This window comes from Hymenobacter siberiensis (assembly GCF_018967845.1).
In the GTDB taxonomy this organism is placed as follows: domain Bacteria; phylum Bacteroidota; class Bacteroidia; order Cytophagales; family Hymenobacteraceae; genus Hymenobacter; species Hymenobacter siberiensis.
Window position 1 is genome coordinate 1,805,414 of sequence record NZ_JAHLZZ010000001.1, and the last position, 16,769, is coordinate 1,822,182.

The window sequence follows — 16,769 nt, forward strand, 5'->3', positions numbered from 1 at the left end:
CCGTACCACCCACCGCTGTAGTAAACTGCCCAACTAGCGCCCTCGCCAAGGAGCCTCCGTTGCTCGTCGCAAGAGTAGACACGGTAAATTGCACCGTTTCGCCTGGCCGGAAATCATAAGGCGTCGGTGCGAAGCTGAGGTTACTCCCATTTACTACAGCTGGTGTAGCGCCACGCGAACGCAGCCCGCCACGCTGGTTGCTGAATACTTTCAACGCTCCAGCCGAGGCCGCTGTCAGTGGCTGGGTAAAAGTAACGGTGAGTGGGGCGGTGCGTGATGCTGCCTTAGCGTTGGCCATCGGTACGATGGTCGAAATGGTAGGAGCCTGGGCAAAGGCTACCCCAGATGGGGCGAGTAGCAAGGCAGAACAGAGCGCCCGAATGGCGCGGGGGTAGAGATGGTTCACGCTAGAAGATGTTGTTATTGGAAAAATTGCCTGCTCCAGCCGACAATCTCATCAAATGTAGCAACTTCATCAAAACAACTTTTCGAGGCTGCGTAAGCCAGGCCCTGAAAATTGCTCTTCGTTGAGCATCAACAAAGTTTTGTCCCGTGAGCCGTCCCGCAGAAAGAAAAAGACCCTGCAACTTGCTAATAATTAGCTGGTTGCAGGGTCTAATAGTGGTCGTGTAAGGAGTCGAACCTTAAACCTTCTGATTCGTAGTCAGATGCTCTATCCAATTGAGCTACACAACCCTTTTCCCGTGTTGGGAGCACAAAGGTAAGAGGATAAAAAGCGCCTGTGCAAACCACGCGCCCATTTTTCCTCAATAAAAATGTGCAGATGGCAGCAAGTGACTAATAATCAGCTGGAGATTTTTACTGATTTCCGGTGCCGCCTTGGCGCAATACCCGATTCAGGGCTTGGTTGAAGACAAAATAGAGGCCGAATAGCGAGGCCGCCACCAGCCCCACCAGCACCAGTTTGCTGAGGGTGCCTTCGTCGGGGTCCTTCAGCAGGGCCAGCACGTCGGAGGCTTCCGTGCCCAGCCAGTAGAAGAACAGGCTGCGCGGCAGCATGCCCAGCACCGAAGCGGCCAGGAAGCGCTTGCGCGGCACGCCCACAATGGCCAGCACAAACGTCATGAGGGCAAACGGCAGCACGGGCGAGAGGCGCGTGAGCAGGATGAGCTGCCAGCTCTGGTTTTGCAGCTCGCCCAGCACGGCCTCGGCCTTGGGAAACAGATGCAGGAAGTGGCGCAGCTTGCCGTGGTCGAGCCGCTTGGCCAGCTCGTAGCCGATGGCGGCCGCCAGCGCGTAGGCCAGTACCATGCCCGGCAGCCCCGCCCACCCGAAATAGTAGCCCGTGATGATGGCCACGAACGTGGTAGGCGTGAGGGCAAAGGCCATGGTGAAGGCAATAACCACGAAATACAGCACGACCTGGCCGGCGCTGAGGTGCTCCAGCAAATCCTGCTTTTCGTAGAGCAGCGTTAGCAGCGAGGCCGAACCCAGCAGGGGCACGGCCACCAGCAGGAACATGGTGAAGAACGTGGAGAAGTTTTTCTGGAAAAGCTCGCGCAGCAGTCGGAACATAAGGAAGGCCGAAACCCCGCCAGTTGGCAGCGGGGCTTCGGCCTGCAAGTACGGTGGAAAGCGGGGGAGCGACGAAATATTTACGCCTCGGGGGTTTCTTCGGTGGGCTCGTCGTCGGGGGTGGGGCCGCCGGCGGGGGTCAGCTTTTTGCCGGTGAAAAAGCACTTGGTGCCCGCCCAGGCACCGCTGAGCGCCAGCAGGCCCAGCTTCCAGAACTTCAGTATCACGGCAAACAGGCCCACTTTGGCCAGCACTTTGCCCGCAATCAGTCCGCCGATGCCGTAGGCGGCCACCTCGTCGAGGCCGGCTTTGAAGTCGGTGTACTGCTGGCCCTTGGCGAAGCTCACGGCGCTGAGTAGGCCCGGAATGCTGGCCTTGATGTCGGCCAGCTGTTGCTCGGAGCCCACGGCATTCAGAATGAGCACACCCTTGCGGCCGAGCACGCGCACGTTGTAGTTCAGTGTGTTATCGGGGCTGTTGCCGAAGTTTAGGCTTTTGGCCCAGTGCAGGGTGTGCGTGGTTTTGTCGTAGTAGGGCGAAGAGGCCCAGCCCACCAGCGCCACGGGCTCGTAGCCGGCGGCGGTGCGCTCCTTGTTGGCATCCACCATATCGTCGCGCATTTCCTTCAGCAAGTCGTCGTAGTTGATGTCGTCGGCATCGTCGTCCTTCACATGGCCCGAGGGGTCATATTCGATGACGTAGGCCCAGCTGTTTTCATCCAGTGGATTCAGCTTGCTGGGAAACAGCATGCCCAGCGAGCCGCCGTCGGGGTTGTGCCAGTAGCGGGTGAGTACCGTGCGGCTCTGGGCCGAGTCGAGGTAGCGAAAACCGCTGGGCACCTCAATCTCGCTGATGCCGCCGGGCAGCGTGACGTGGCCCTGCTGGTAGTGCAGGGCGTGGTTCAGCGAATCGATGTAGAAGGTGCGGCGGGCGGTCGAGTCGGCGGGCGTGAGCAGTGGTTTGGGCGTAGCCTGGGCCACCAGTGGTAGCCCTAGGTAGCCAGCGCGAGTAGAAAATGCTTCATGTAGGAGCAGGGGAAAAGGGGGGAATGAAAGGAATTGAAAAAATCAGCAGGTAAGATAGGCACGGCCGTCGAGCCGGCAACCGGGGCCGTTTCCGATTAATCGCCGACCTTTGCCGGCGGCCCATCCGGCCGCTCAACTTCTACAGCCCACCCATGAAATTCGCCACCAAAGCCATTCACGCCGGCGTGCACCCGGACCCCGCCACCGGCGCCATCATGACGCCCATCTACCAGACTTCGACCTACGTGCAGTCCTCGCCCGGCAAAAACATGGGCTTCGAGTACTCGCGTACCCACAACCCCACTCGCTCGCAGCTGCAGGCCGCCGTGGCCGCCCTCGATAACGGCAAGCACGGCATCGCCTTCGCCTCCGGCATGGCCGCCATCGACTGCGTGATGAAGCTGCTGAAACCCGGCGACGAAGTCATTTCGACCAATGACCTGTACGGTGGCAGCTACCGTCTCTTCACCAAAGTGTACGAGCCTTATGGCATCAAATTCCACTTCGTGCCCATGCATGATATGGAAGCCGTGAAGGCCGTGGTGAGCGAAAAAACCAAGCTGATTTGGGTGGAAACGCCCACGAACCCGCTGCTCAACATCATCGACATCGCCGCTGCCTCGGCCGTGGCCAAGGAGTGCGGTGCGCTGCTGGCCGTGGATAACACCTTCAGCACGCCCTACCTGCAAACCCCGATGGACCTCGGGGCCGATATCGTGATGTACTCGCTGACCAAATACATGGCCGGCCACTCCGATACCGTGATGGGTGCGCTGGTGGTGAACGACGACGAGCTGCACGAGCGCCTGAGCTTCTATCAGAATGCCTGCGGTGGCACGCCCGGCCCCCAGGACTGCTTCTTGGTGCTGCGCGGCCTCAAAACCCTGCACATCCGCATGCAGCGGCACTGCGAAAACGGCCGCGCCGTGGCCGAGTACCTGCGCCAGCACCCCAAAGTGGAGAAAGTGTACTGGCCCGGCTTCGAAAACCATCCCAACCACGCCATTGCTGCCAAGCAAATGCGCGATTTCGGTGGCATGCTTTCTTTCATCCTGAAGGGTGATAAGCAGGAGGATGCCATCGCCGTGCTCGAGAAATTCCAGTACTTCACCTTGGCCGAAAGCCTGGGCGGCGTGGAAAGCCTGAGCGGCCACCCCGCCACCATGACGCACGCTAGTATTCCGGCCGAGCAGCGCCGCAAGTCGGGCCTCAGCGACTCGCTCATCCGCCTGAGCGTGGGCATCGAGGATGCCGAGGATTTGATTGCCGATTTGGCCCAGGCCATCGGGTAATGCGCGGCTTTGCCTTACTGGTGGGCTGTGCGATGATTGGCAGTGGGCTGGGCGGAACGCGCCCGGCCCACTTGCGCTTGCAGCCCGACCCCACGACCAGCGACCAACCCTTCAGCCGTGCCAATATTGTGCTGGCGCATACCACCGCCCGACCCGATTCAGTGCTGGATGCGCTGGTGCACCACATTCAGCGCGAAGGTTTCGAACTCGATACCCTGGACCCGGTGCGTGGCCTCGTCACGACCAAGGTCGAGCTGGAATCGGCCTACCGCCAGGGAGATATTAAAATCCGGGCTGTTCGGCTGGCTTCGGGCACCGACTGGAAGCTGACTGGCACCTACGTAATTGCCGCTTACGGCAGTGGCGTAGCCTATCCCGCCGAGTTCCGGGCAGTAGAAGCGATGCCCGCGACGACTTACTTTCGGATGGTGGAACACACCGCGCAGGCCATTCCGCGGGCCCAACTGCGTTATGCGCGCGGCAAGGTGCCTTTCGGGGTGGCTACCCGGCTCGAAAAGGCGCTGCAAGCAACCTGGTAGGGGCAATGGTGGGCACCCGGCCCAAGGTTGAGAAGCGGCTGTTGCGGCCCGTCAAGTCAGACTAATAATAGCTAGTGGAATGCCCATGCAGCAGCCCCCAATCATCACCCTGCCGCTCTTCCCGGAGCTGGACCGCCTGCTGCTGGAGCTGCTGCCAAGTCTGACGCCCGCCGACTGGCAGCGCCCTACTCTGGCCCGCGAGTGGACGGTGCAGGACGTAGCCGCGCACTTGCTCGATGGCAACCTGCGCACGTTCTCCATGTTGCGCGACGGCCATTTTGGCGAAGCCCCGGCTGATACCAGCTACGCCGGCATTGTGGCCTACCTCAACCGGCTGAACGCCGACTGGGTGCGAGCCGCCCGCCGCCTCAGTCCGGCGGCGCTGATTGAGCTGCTGGCGCAGTCGGGTCGCGAATACACGGCCTATCTGAACACGCTTGACCCGTGGGCCCCGGCCGCTTTTGCGGTAGCCTGGGCCGGCGAAAGCGCGTCGCTGAACTGGTTCCACATGGCCTGCGACTACACCGAGAAATGGCACCGCCAGCAGCTCAATCAGCACCGCTGTGGGCCAGACCGCGCCGCTGATGCAACCGGCATTTTTTTCAGCCATTTATTGAGACAATGATGCGGGGTTTGCCGCACGCGTACCGGGCAGTAGCTGCGCCGGTGGGCACGCTGGTCCGAGTGGTCGTCACGGGCAATGCGGGTGGGCACTGGGAGGGAGCTGGCCCGCACGGCTGGCAGCTGCAGCCGCCCGGGGGCGCCACCCCGGCCGCCATCGTCGCGCTGGCCCCGGCCGATGCGTGGCAGCTGTTCACCAAAGGCCTGAGCGCACCAGAGGCCCGGGAGCGGGCTCAGGTAGCCGGCGATGCGGCCCTGGCCCTGCCTAACCCTGCGCATGGTGGCCGTGATGGGGTAGGGGAAAGCGGGCTGGCACCGGGCGGGGGCAATCTGCAGCCGGCGGCGCGGCGTACGTGTGCCGCCTACTGCCAAACTACTCATGATGTCGCTGCACCCGCTGCTGTTGTTTCTGATTTTTTGCTGCAGCGGCTGCGCCGTGCAGCTCCCGGCCGCCGCTACCGGCGCAAAAGCAAAAGTGTCTGGCGAGTCGTTTCTGGCGCTGGGCTACTCGTCCACCATCGGCGCGGGCGTGGAGGGTGCGGCCTGTTCGCCCGCGCCGCCGCCGCAGTGCAGGAATCGGGCAGGCAAAGGTTAAAAGTGAATTAATTTCCAACCCTTACCCGGAAGAATCGGTTTAAAGAGGATTCTGTTTTTATTGGTCGGTCCTGGGCCGGTTTTATCATTATGCTTCTCCTTACTAATCTGCGCCGCTGGAGGCACGTGCTGCCCGGCATCGCACTGCTGGGATTAGCCGGCTGTAACCTCATTGAGTTCAGCCCCAACGACCACCGCGTCCCCGAAGAATTCACCAACCTCACCGAAAAGAACCTGGCCAAGCTGCAAGCCCGGCCCCTCGCGCCCGGCGATTCGCTGCGCTTCATCTTCACCGGCGACTCGCAGCAGTTTTACGACGAGGCCGAGGCCCTGGTGGCCAGCGTGAACCAGCAGCCCGGCATCTCCTTCCTGGTGCTTGCCGGCGATATTTCCGATTTCGGCCTAGCCCGCGAAATGCAGTGGATGGATGAAAAGCTGCGCCGCCTCACGGTGCCCTACGTCACGGTTATCGGCAACCATGATTTGGTGGGCAATGGCCGGCCCACCTACCAGCACATTTTCGGGGCCTTCAACTATTCGTTTGTGTACGGCAACACCAAGTTCATCATGGTGGACACCAACGGCCGCGAATATAATTTCGACGGTACCGCCCCCGACATGGCCTGGCTGAAACCCCAGCTGGCCAATTTCGACGGCGCCCGGCGGCAGGTGGTGATTTCGCACGTACCGCCTACCAACGACGACTTCGACCCCGCCCTGCGCACGCCCTACGTGCAGGCCCTGCACGAAGCCCCGAACCTGGTGTTCGAGATGAACGGCCACAACCATTCCTACAGCATCACGCAGCCTTATAACGACGGCGTAACCTACGTTAATTCCGACGCTTTTTCGGAACGGCGCTACCTGGTGGTCACCGTGTGGGGCGACAAGCAGTTTCGCATCAAACGCGTCAAGTTCTAATGAAAGAGCTCCTGTTCTCCGCCCTTTTGCTGGTTGCTGGTGTTCCGGCCTTCGCCACCCCGCCCGATACCGCCGCCGTCCGTATTCCCCCCGCTGCCCGTCGCGTCGAGCGGCCCTGGTACCGCCCCGCCCACCTGGCCTTGCAAACCGGTGGCGGCCTGGGCATGGTAGCCGCCGGGGCCGGCTACGAATTCTCAAAAACCCATCTCGAAACTGATATTCTTATCGGCTACGTGCCAAAGTATTACGCCGGCTCCACGCTGAGCCTGGCTTCGCTGAAGTTCATGTATTCGCCCTTCCACTTGCCGGTGGGCGATAAATTCCAGGTGGTGCCCCTCACCGTGGGCGCGTATTTTAGCTACACCCACGGCACCATCAACGACGAGCTGAAGGGCCAGTACGCCAGCGACTACTACTGGTTTTCGACCGATACCCGCTACGGGCCGCTGCTGGGCAGCCGCGTCACGTTTCTGGCCCCGCCCGTGGCGGCCACCGGCCAGCCGCGCAAAATATCCCTGTATTATGAGCTGGGTAGTAACGATTTGTACCTTGCTAGCTACCTCAATAACCGCAACGGCGGCCTGGGCTTCGGCCAGCTGCTGACCCTGGCGCTGGGCATAAAAGCCGATTTTTAGCCTCGCCCGTAAAGGCAGAATCTTCAGGCCGTGCTTTCCCAGAGTCGTTGCGCCGGTCTGACCGCCTAGGACGGTCTGACCGGCGCAACGACTCTGGGAAAGCACGTTCGGGGCTCCCACCTTTAGCACAGCTTTCCGGTTCTTCATCAAACATTGCGGCCGCTGCTTCGTCTGTGCTCGCGATGAAACCAGTAGCCTCCGCCCGCCTGCAAGCCGTTCGCACCGGCAAAATCTACCAGAACGCCGTGCCCACGCGTGTTGGCCCGCCCTCCGGCTACGGCGTGCTCCTCAAGCGCTGGTTGTGTGAAAAGGCTGAGCGGGAGCCCCAAAAGCCCCTTGGTCCTTTCCGGGCCGATGTTGCTGCCCTGGCGGCCCCCGTGTCGGCCACGGCCCTGCGCGCCACCTAGCTGGGCCACAGCAGCATGCTGTTCGAAATCGATGACCGCCGCATCCTCGCCGACCCTGTGTGGAGCGAGCGGGTGTCGCCGTCGCAGCTGGTGGGGCCGAAGCGGTTTTTTGTCCCGCCGCTGGCTTTGGATAAGCTGCCGAATCTGGACGCCGTCGTCCTCTCGCACGACCATTACGACCACCTCGACCCCGCCGCCATTCGGGTGCTGGGCCGCACGGGCGTGCCGTTTTTCTGCCCACTGGGTGTGGGCGCGCACCTGCGCCGTTGGGGCGTACCCGCCGTCAGCATCACCGAGCTGAGCTGGTGGGAATCGGCCCGGTTGGGCGACGATTTTACGCTGGTGGCTACGCCGGCCCGGCATTTCTCGGGTCGGGGCCTCACCAGCAATAATACGCTATGGACCTCCTGGTGCCTGCTCGGGCCAACGCACAAAGTGTTTCTTGGCGGCGATTCCGGCCCCTTCGAAGAAGGCTTCCGGCAGATAGGGGAGGCCTACGGGCCGTTCGATTTGACGATGCTGGAAATCGGCGCTGCCGACCCCGAGTGGGCCGATATCCACCTGGGCCCCGACCACGCCTTCGCGGCCCACCGGCTGCTGGGCGGCGGCCCGCTGCTGCCGCTGCACTGGGGCACGTTCAACCTGGCCTTTCATGCCTGGCGGCAGCTCGTGCAACGCCTGCTCGAAGCCGCCGGGCCCGAAGTACCGCTGCTGCTGCCCGCCCCCGGCCAGCGCGTGGACGTAGCCGCCGGTCCACTGAATTCGCAGTGGTGGGAGCGGTAGTGCAGCCTTAGCAGTTGTTTATGACGGGTTTTTTTAGCGTCTGTCATCCTGAGCTTGCGAAGGACCTTATCACGGCTGGAACGTATTTGAACCTGGCTATTCGACCGTGACAAGGTTCTTCGCAAGCTCAGAATGACAGGATTTTTGAATTACCAGACGGGTGCGAAAAACATTTGCCGCGCCCGTCGCTTATACCCACTCGATTCCGGCCGCTGCCGTGGCCCGGCAATCTGACTTTATGCTTATCTCGTGATACAATTCCTCGCAGCCGCCCCCTTATCGGGCAATCGGCTGGCCTCTCCCAGCTTTTCCCCGAACCTTGCCAGCTTGCCCGCGCCCATGCGCGTGGCCGTGGTAGGATGCTGTTGCTGTTGTTGTTAGGATAGGGTGTTGGCTGGGAGTGCCTGAGTGCCTTGCCCGGCTGAATGCCAGTCCAGAAAAGTGCGGGTGTCTGATTCCAACGTAGCAACTGCCGCGTTGCTGGCGGGCCAGTCGCGTAACCCGTTTGGGTGTTTCTGGTATATGCTATTTGTGAAATTTATGGGTGCCTTGCCGGGCAGAGCTGCTTCGTGGGCGGCTCTCGCCAGTCGACACCGTGGCTTTTCTTTTTTCTGGGTTAATCCGGCCTGAACCCCATTCTCTGGGCTGCCGGAAACCTGTTTTATTTCCCTCTCTTTTTTACTGATGATACACCCCACAACTACCCGCATCGGGCTGGTGGCGCTGCTCCTGTGGCTGACCACCGCCGCCACCTGGGCCCAGAACCTCACCGTAACCGGCCGCGTGCTCGACGCCACCGGCCAGACCCAGCCCGGCGTGACCGTGCTCCAGCAAGGCACTTCCAACGGCACCAGCACCGACGGCGACGGCCGTTTTAGCCTAAACAACGTGCCCGGCACCGCCACGCTGGTGTTTTCTGCCGTGGGCTCGCTCACGCAAACCGTGCCGTTGAACGGCCGCACCACCCTCGAAATTCGCCTCGCCGCCAACCAGACCGAGCTGAACGAAGTGGTGGTCACCGGCTCGCGCGCCACCGAGGGTCGCTCCAACATCCTCACCACCTCGCCGGTGGACGTGATTTCGGCCCGCGAAATCAAGGCTTACGCCCAGACCGACATCACCCAGATTCTCACCTACATCGCGCCCTCGTTCCAGAGCACGCGCCAGACCGTGACCGACGGCACCGATTTCGTGGACCCCGCCACCCTGCGCGGCCTGGGCCCCGACCAGGTGCTGGTGCTCGTGAACGGCAAGCGCCGCCACACCTCGGCCCTCGTCAACATCAACGGCACGCCCGGGCGCGGCTCGGTGGGTACCGACATGAACGTGATTCCGCCGGCCGCCATCAAGCGGATTGAGGTGCTGCGCGATGGCGCGGCGGCCCAGTATGGCTCCGACGCCATTGCCGGCGTCATCAACATTCAGCTGAAGGACGACACCACCGGCATCAGCGTGAGCAGCACTGCCGGCCAGACCACCAAGAGCGACGGCCAGCTGTTTCAGGCCGATGCCAACCTGGGCTTCGGCCTCGGCCACCGGGGCTTCGTGGACGTGAGCGGCCAGTTCTCGAACCGCAGCTACGTGGACCGCAGCGGGCTCGATACGGCTCCGCTCATCTACCTGGGCACCAGCGGCGGCAACTACCCCGCCGGCCTCACCGACCAGCAAAAGCTCGACCTGAAAGCCCGCGATAATGCCCTGGTGGCCCAGAATGGCTTTAATCGCCGCGACATCCGGGTGGGCGGCGCCGATACCCGCACCTACGGCAGCTTTGTGAACGCGGCCTACACACTGGTCCCCAGCATCGGCCTTGAAGCGTATTTCTCGGGTGGCCTCACGCGCCGCACGGGCTCGTCGGGCGCGCTCTACCGCCTGCCCACGGCCGTTACCCAAACCGATGCCAGCATCTACCCCAATGGCTTCCTGCCCTTCATCAACAGCACCGTGAACGACGGCTCGGCCATCGTGGGCCTGCGCGGCAAGGTATTCGGCTTCGCCGCCGACCTCAGCAATACCTACGGCCGCAACGCGCTGAAATACAACATCAGCAACACCCTCAACGCCTCGCTGCCGGTAGGTACCAGCCCCACCAGCTTCTACGCCGGCGAGCTGGCTTTTCAGCAGAATACCACCAACCTGGGCTTCACCCGCAAGTTCAGCGAAGTGGGCCCGCTGGCCACGCTGAACGTGGCGTTTGGTGGCGAGTTTCGGGTTGATAATTTCCAGATTAATGCCGGTGATGTAGGCTCCTATATCCTTGGCGACCGCAAGGTGAACGGCAGCCCCGCCGCCGCCGGCTCGCAGGGTTTTGCGGGCTACCGGCCGACCGATGCCCTGAACCAGAGCCGCAACAACGTGTCGGGCTACGTCGATTTAGAAAGCGACCTCACCGACAAGCTGCTGGTGGACGTGGCCGGCCGCGCCGAGCGCTACTCCGATTTTGGCTCCAATGTGAGCGGCAAAGTGGCCGCCCGCTATAGCATTCTTGATGGCTTGGCGCTGCGCGGCGCGCTCAGCAACGGCTTCCGAGCCCCCTCGCTCCAGCAGCGCTACTTCACCAACTCCAGCACCCAGTTTACCAGCGGCGAACTACGTGAAGTGCTGACTACCAGCAATGACGACGCCATTACCAAAGCCTTCGGCATTGGCTCGCTGAAGCAGGAAAAGTCGACCAACTACAGCCTGGGCCTCACGGCCCGCCTCTTCAAAACCATCACCCTGACGGTGGACGCCTACCAGATTGACATCCGCGACCGCATTGTGCTCAGCTCACAGTTCAGCCGCGGCAACCCGGCCGTGGCTGCCATCCTCACCGCCAACCCGCGCCCCGGCCAGAACCCGGTGCAGGGCGTGCAGTTCTTCGCCAATGCCGTGAACACCCGCACCCAAGGCATCGACATTGTGGCCAATGAGCGCCTGACCCTCGGCCCCGACAGCCGCCTGACCCTGACGGCCGCCGCCAACTTCAACGAAACCACGGTGCGCAGCTTCAACAGCTCTGCCACCATCGACAACAACCCCAGCCTGCAAAACACGCTGTTTGACCGCGCCCAGCGCGCTCGCCTCGAAAACGGCCAGCCCCGCAGCAAAATCAACCTCAGCGCCGACTATGGCTACAAAATCTTCGGCCTGAACCTGCGCACTGTGCGCTTCGGCGAGGTGCAGACCAAAGACGCCGACCCCACCCGCTCCTACATCGACCAGACTTTTTCGGCCAAATGGGTGACCGACCTCACTATCAGCGCCCAGGTTATCAAGAACATCGGCTTGAGCATAGGCGTGAACAATCTGTTCAACGTGTACCCCGACCGCCTCTACCAGGACCCCAACAACAACGAGCAGAGCCTGACCTACACCACCCTGGACGGCACCAACCGGGGCCGTTTCCCCTACGGCTCCAACCAGTTCGGCTTCAGCGGCGCGTACTATTTCGGCCGCGTGAATTTCACGCTGTAATCCGGCCTTATTTTTTGCCAAAAAGCCAGCTCCGCGTCCGGGGCTGGCTTTTTGCTGCCTGGTCCCAGGATGCTAAAATGGTGAGGCTTGTCGGGAATTTCTGTTGAATGGCTATTTATACTCGTCATGAAGTGGATTGTGAAAAACGCAGTAGGGTGCGGGGTCGTACCCGGTAGGGCCTGCCCCCGCCCCCTACTTTGGGACGAGTATAATTCAGCTGATTATGCTAATGCCATAATTTCTACTCTACCCTATGATTTTCACAAGGCATTGCTTAATAGGTAATTAAGCAAGGGGTAGCTGCTGGCCCACGTTACCGGGCATAAAAACGGGGTGGGCCGACCTTTGCAGTTCCAACACCTCAAAGCTCTTCCCACCCCGTGAAGCAACGCCTCATCGCCAAAATTACGACCGTTTTACAGCACGTGCCCCTGGTGGGCCACCTCTCGCGGCAAAAGTTCATCGCCCAGTTCGTTATTGGGCTGATAAAGAGCCGCAACGTGCCGTTTTGCGAAGTGGCCCAGCACCTGAACGACGCGGCCAAACCGGCCTCGAATGAGACCCGGATTCAAAACTTTTTCCGCCTCGTGACCCTGGACTATCTCGCCCTGGCGCAGCTCTTTATCCGCCTGTTACCAGCCACAGGTAAGCTGCGGCTGTGCATCGACCGCACCGAATGGGATTTCGGCCGGTGTCAGGTCAATATTCTGCTCGTCACCGTGGGCCAGGGCGCGTTTCACGTACCGTTGTACGGGGAACTGCTCGATAACCGCAGCGGCAGCTCCAACGCCACCCAGCGCATCGCCCTGCTCGAGGTCTGCCTGGCCTTGCTCGGCCGCGCGCGTATCGGCTTGGTCGTGGGCGACCGTGAGTTGGTGGGCCATGTATAGCTCAAGTGACTCAAGGACAACGGCCTGAACTTCGTCATACGCCTGCCTAAACACCACCTGCTGACTGACGCGCACGGCCACTGCCACGCCATTGCCGACCTGGGGCTGGCCGAGGGGGAGCACCGGCGCTTTGCCCAGCGCCAGGTGGATGGGGTGTGGGGGCAGGTGTGGGTCAAGGCCCTAGCCGGCGGCGAGTTTCTCTTCCTCTTCGGCACCTCGGGTTTGCAGCAGATAAGCCAGCGCTACGCCAAGCGCTGGACGATAGAGCAGTGCTTTCAGAATCTGAAAGGCCGGGGTTTTAACCTGGAAAACAGTCACTTGGCCTGCCGCCACAAGCTGCGTAAACTACTGGTCTTGGTCAGTCTGGCCTACGCCTTTTGTCTGGCCGTGGGGCACGCCGCAGACCGACGCCAGCCCATCGCCCGCAAAAAACACGGGTACCGGGCCACGAGCCTGAGCCGCCACGGCTTGAACATCGTGCGCCAACTCACCCGTCCGATGACGGGCGCACAAACAACAGTCAATCAGCTAGTTGAACGGTTGCTGGACTGGATTATCAGACAAGTATCTCATTATCAAATACCTGTGAAAATTATAGGGTAGAGTACGAAATTTCTAATCCAAAAGGCCCGCTCGACTTCAGCGCAGGCCTTACCCAAGTCGTTGCTCCGGTCAGACCGCCCTAGGCGGTCTGACCGGTTGAAGTGAGCACGATTCCGGCCTAGCGACAACCGGTTAGACCGGAGCAACGACCCAAAAGGCCGAGCGGGCCTTTTGGGTCGTTGCTAGCGGCGTGGGCTACTTGCCCGTGGCCGCCGTAGCCGAATTGCTGTCCAGAATCTTAAACAGCTCGTTTAGCTTGGGCGTGAGGATAATCTCGGTGCGGCGGTTCATGGCCTTGTTCTGGGGCGAGTCATTGGCCGCCACGGGCACGTACTGGCTGCGGCCCGAGGCCGTGACGCGTTCCGGGGCCACGCCGGCGGTGGTGAGCAGGCGCGCAATTTCGGTGGCGCGCAGGGCGCTCAGGTCCCAGTTGTCGGTCATGCCGGCCGTGCCCGACCGGATGGGCACGTTATCGGTGTGGCCTTCCACCACCACGTTCACGTCTTTCTGCTCCTGGAGCACGGTGGCCAGATTTTTTAGCGCCTCCTGGCCCTTGGGGTCCACTTTCGTCGAGCCCGATTTGAACAGCAGCTGCTCCGACAGCGACACGTACACCTTGCCGTCCTTCAGCTTCACCTGCAGGTCGCTGCTGTTGAAGCTGAGCAGGGCCTTGCTCACGCGGGCCTTCAGGTCGTCCACGGCTTTGTCCTTTTCGGCCAGGGCTTTGGTGAGCTCGGTTAGGCGAACCTCGCGGGTTTTGAGGTCGACGGCGAGGCGGTCGTTATCGGCTTTGCTTTTCTGCAGCGTGGTTTCCAGGGAGCCCAGCTCGGCTTCGCGGCGGGCCAGGTCTTTGGCCACTTTGTTGTAGTCGGAGGACTTGTTGGCCAGCTCGCGGTCGCTGTTTTTCAGCAGCTTGTCGTAGCTGTTGTTCAGCTCGTTGTAGAGGCTGCGGGTTTTGCGATAGGCATTGCCGGTTTCGGCCGAGTCCGTTACGAGGCGCTTTTGGGTGAGGTGCAGCTGAGCCAGCTCGTCGCTGGCCTTTTGCAGCTCCGCGGTAGCGCCGCGGTACTGCCGCTCGGCGGCCGCTTTGCCATCGGCATCGGCCCGCTGGCGGGCGCTAAGGTCGTCGTATTTCTTGGCCGTTACGCAGCTGTTCAGCACCGGGGCGGCCAGCAGGTAAAGGCCCAGCAGGGCAGGGGAGAAGGTTTTCACGGGGATAAAAAGGCGCAGCGCCGGGCCATCGGCGGTCGGACTGCCCGGCCGCGTTGGCCCGGCAAGGTAGCGCTTAACCCGCGCTCAGCCTAGCAAAATACCACTCCGGACAGGTTTTGGAATCGATGCTGGAAACACCGCGAACGAAGCCCATTCCCGCCTCCGTTTGGGGCTGGGTGCCGCGCCAAAGCAGCGGTCTTGCCCGCGCCAAACCACGCCAGCCCGCTGCCACCAAGGATTTTGCGAAAGATGGCAATAGTTATGGCTTATCTTTGATGCCCTGTAATTTGCCGCTGCACGCCCGAAGCCGGCGGCTTTTCCATCTAAAAATTCAAGCTGACAGCCCCGTGCTGGCAGCTGTTAGTTAAACGAAATATGGCCTGGTTCAAGCGCGTAGAAAAGGGCATTGTGACCCCCACCGACCAGAAAAAAGAGACTCCCGACGGCCTCTGGTACAAGTGCCCCGAGTGCAAAACCGTGGCCACTATGGCCGAGCACAAGCGCCTGCTGCATGTGTGCGGCAATTGCAGCCACCATGGCCGCATTGATGCCATCGACTACTTCGAATTCCTCTTCGACCAGGGCGGATTCACGGAGCTCGATGCCAACCTCACCTCCGGCGACCCGCTGCACTTCGTGGATACCAAAGCCTACCCGCAGCGTGTGGAGGCCACCGAGCGCAATACCGGCCTGAAAGATGCCGTGCGTACCGCCCACGGCCTGAGCGCCGGCCAGCCGCTGGTGGTGGCGGCCATGGATTTCAAGTTCATCGGCGGCTCGATGGGCTCGGTGGTGGGCGAGAAAATTGCCCGCGCCATCGACTACGCCCGCCAGACCCGCACGCCGTTTCTGATGATTTCGCGCTCCGGCGGGGCCCGCATGATGGAGGCCGGCTACTCGCTCATGCAAATGGCCAAAACGTCGGCCAAGTTGGCCCTGCTCTCCGAAGCCGGCGTGCCCTACGTAAGCTTGCTGACGGACCCCACCACGGGCGGCGTCACGGCCTCGTTTGCCATGCTGGGCGATTTTAACATTGCCGAGCCCGGCGCGCTCATCGGCTTTGCCGGCCCGCGCGTCATCAAGGAAACCATCGGCAAGGACCTGCCCAAGGGTTTCCAGAGCGCCGAGTTCGTGCTGGAGCACGGCTTCCTCGACTTCATCGTGGACCGCCGCGAGCTGAAGCAGCGCCTGGCCAACCTGCTGGGCATGCTGCAGCCCGCGCCGGCCGCCGCCGCCAGTGCCCCCGCGCCGCGCCGCGCCGCTACCAAGGCCCACCAACAATAAAAAAAGGCACTTTTCGTTTTCGGCACACTTCTTGAAAAATCCGCTTCCAGCCCCGGAACGGGTTTTTCCGTATAAGGGCTGAACACAACTTCACCAACCCCCTCATTTTCACATGAACACCTCCAAATCCCTTCTTTCTGTATTGATGGCTTTCGTGCTGCTGTTTAGCTCCTGCGCCACTTCGCAGCAAGCCAGCTCCACGCAGCCCGATCTTTCGACCAACAACGGTACCGGTGCCCGCAAAACTGGCATGAGCAAAACCGTTAAAGGTGGCCTGCTGGGCGCTGGTGGTGGTGCTATTCTTGGTGGCGTAGTTGGTGGCTTGCTGGGCGGTGGCAAGGGCACGGCTATCGGGGCCATCGTAGGTGCTGCTGCGGGTGGTACCACGGGTGCCATCATTGGTCGCAAAATGGATAAGCAGGCCGAAGACCTGCAAAAAGACATGCAGAACGCCAAGGTTGAGCGCGTGGGCGAAGGCATTAAAATTACCTTCGACTCGGGTATCCTCTTCGATACCAACTCGGCTACGCTGCGTTCGGCTTCGGAATCGGACATCACCAAGATGGCTGCCATTCTCCAGAAATACCCCGATACCAACGTGCTGGTGGAAGGCCACACCGATAACTCGGGTTCGGATGCCATCAACCAGCCCCTGTCGGAGCGCCGGGCCCAGGCCGTGGCCAACTCCACCATCGCCAAAGGTGTTTCGTCGAGCCGCATCACCACTCAGGGCTACGGCTCGACCCAGCCCGTGGGCGACAACACCACGGCCGAAGGCAAGCAGGCCAACCGTCGCGTAGAAATCGCTATCTACGCCAACGAAAAGATGAAGAAAGCGGCCGAGCAAGGCCGTTTGTAAGCAGTATTTGTCGGGCCACTGCTGCCCGGTATGCAAAAAAAGGTCACTCCACCGGGGCGGCCTTTTTTTTGTGAATGCGGAAGCCTTGGGCGCGCAAACAGACGCATTTTCT

Annotated in this window: 16 protein-coding genes, 1 tRNA gene and 1 pseudogene; 13 read left to right on the forward strand and 5 right to left on the reverse strand. The window is 61.4% G+C overall.

All coding sequences use genetic code 11. From position 1 onward, the window contains the following. Positions 1-28: 28 nt before the first annotated feature. The 4 genes and pseudogenes from KQ661_RS23025 to KQ661_RS07815 all read right to left on the reverse strand — a co-directional run. Positions 29-406: pseudogene (locus KQ661_RS23025) on the reverse strand (Ig-like domain-containing protein); the annotation flags it as partial. A gap of 216 nt (positions 407-622) precedes the next feature. Beyond that, a tRNA-Arg gene (locus KQ661_RS07805) sits at positions 623-696 on the reverse strand. Positions 697-819: 123 nt separating this feature from the next. Continuing rightward, complete coding sequence (locus tag KQ661_RS07810) at positions 820-1,536, reverse strand: TVP38/TMEM64 family protein (protein ID WP_216680109.1); 717 nt, start codon at positions 1,534-1,536, stop codon at positions 820-822. A gap of 80 nt (positions 1,537-1,616) precedes the next feature. After that, entirely contained in the window at positions 1,617-2,516 is a 900-nt protein-coding gene (locus KQ661_RS07815) for a DUF2167 domain-containing protein (RefSeq protein WP_216686090.1), read from the reverse strand. A 197-nt stretch (positions 2,517-2,713) separates the two neighbouring features. Between KQ661_RS07815 and KQ661_RS07820 the strand changes: the two genes are divergently transcribed. The 11 genes from KQ661_RS07820 (at position 2,714) to KQ661_RS07870 (ending at position 13,302) form a co-directional block, all read left to right on the forward strand. Next, the gene (locus KQ661_RS07820) at positions 2,714-3,853 is read left to right on the forward strand and encodes a cystathionine gamma-synthase (protein ID WP_216680111.1); all 1,140 of its coding nucleotides are present in this window, start codon (positions 2,714-2,716) and stop codon (positions 3,851-3,853) included. Continuing rightward, positions 3,853-4,392 (forward strand): hypothetical protein, encoded by a 540-nt coding sequence (locus KQ661_RS07825; RefSeq protein ID WP_216680112.1) that lies wholly within the window; start codon positions 3,853-3,855, stop codon positions 4,390-4,392. Before KQ661_RS07820 ends, KQ661_RS07825 begins: the two co-directional genes overlap by 1 nt. Positions 4,393-4,477: 85 nt before the next feature. Then, positions 4,478-5,017, forward strand: a complete 540-nt coding sequence (locus KQ661_RS07830) for a maleylpyruvate isomerase N-terminal domain-containing protein (protein WP_216686091.1) — start codon at positions 4,478-4,480, stop codon at positions 5,015-5,017. A gap of 375 nt (positions 5,018-5,392) precedes the next feature. Next, positions 5,393-5,608 carry a hypothetical protein gene (locus KQ661_RS07835; protein WP_216680115.1) on the forward strand — a complete coding sequence of 72 codons (216 nt, stop codon included), beginning with the start codon at positions 5,393-5,395 and terminating at the stop codon, positions 5,606-5,608. 89 nt (positions 5,609-5,697) lie between these two features. Then, positions 5,698-6,528, forward strand: a complete 831-nt coding sequence (locus KQ661_RS07840) for a metallophosphoesterase family protein (protein WP_216680116.1) — start codon at positions 5,698-5,700, stop codon at positions 6,526-6,528. Next, the gene (locus KQ661_RS07845; RefSeq protein WP_216680117.1) at positions 6,528-7,163 is read left to right on the forward strand and encodes a hypothetical protein; all 636 of its coding nucleotides are present in this window, start codon (positions 6,528-6,530) and stop codon (positions 7,161-7,163) included. Before KQ661_RS07840 ends, KQ661_RS07845 begins: the two co-directional genes overlap by 1 nt. Positions 7,164-7,345: 182 nt before the next feature. After that, the gene (locus KQ661_RS07850) at positions 7,346-7,570 is read left to right on the forward strand and encodes a hypothetical protein (protein WP_216680118.1); all 225 of its coding nucleotides are present in this window, start codon (positions 7,346-7,348) and stop codon (positions 7,568-7,570) included. Further along, positions 7,571-8,353 (forward strand): MBL fold metallo-hydrolase, encoded by a 783-nt coding sequence (locus KQ661_RS07855; RefSeq protein WP_262898330.1) that lies wholly within the window; start codon positions 7,571-7,573, stop codon positions 8,351-8,353. 684 nt (positions 8,354-9,037) lie between these two features. Further along, positions 9,038-11,809, forward strand: coding sequence for a TonB-dependent receptor (locus tag KQ661_RS07860; protein WP_216686093.1), 2,772 nt, complete (start codon positions 9,038-9,040; stop codon positions 11,807-11,809). 380 nt (positions 11,810-12,189) lie between these two features. Further along, entirely contained in the window at positions 12,190-12,699 is a 510-nt protein-coding gene (locus tag KQ661_RS07865) for a hypothetical protein (protein ID WP_216686094.1), read from the forward strand. Positions 12,700-12,843: 144 nt separating this feature from the next. Beyond that, positions 12,844-13,302 carry a transposase gene (locus KQ661_RS07870; protein WP_216686095.1) on the forward strand — a complete coding sequence of 153 codons (459 nt, stop codon included), beginning with the start codon at positions 12,844-12,846 and terminating at the stop codon, positions 13,300-13,302. Between the two features lie 195 nt (positions 13,303-13,497). Here KQ661_RS07870 and KQ661_RS07875 read toward each other — a convergent pair whose 3' ends face one another. Continuing rightward, positions 13,498-14,514: an OmpA family protein gene (locus KQ661_RS07875; protein ID WP_226915762.1), complete on the reverse strand. Its 1,017-nt coding sequence runs from the start codon at positions 14,512-14,514 to the stop codon at positions 13,498-13,500. A gap of 375 nt (positions 14,515-14,889) precedes the next feature. On the opposite strand from KQ661_RS07875, the gene accD reads away from it, so the two are divergent. Continuing rightward, positions 14,890-15,798 carry an acetyl-CoA carboxylase, carboxyltransferase subunit beta gene (gene accD / locus KQ661_RS07880; protein ID WP_216680122.1) on the forward strand — a complete coding sequence of 303 codons (909 nt, stop codon included), beginning with the start codon at positions 14,890-14,892 and terminating at the stop codon, positions 15,796-15,798. 112 nt (positions 15,799-15,910) lie between these two features. Next, entirely contained in the window at positions 15,911-16,657 is a 747-nt protein-coding gene (locus tag KQ661_RS07885; RefSeq protein ID WP_216680123.1) for an OmpA family protein, read from the forward strand. The last annotated feature ends 112 nt before the right edge of the window (positions 16,658-16,769 follow it).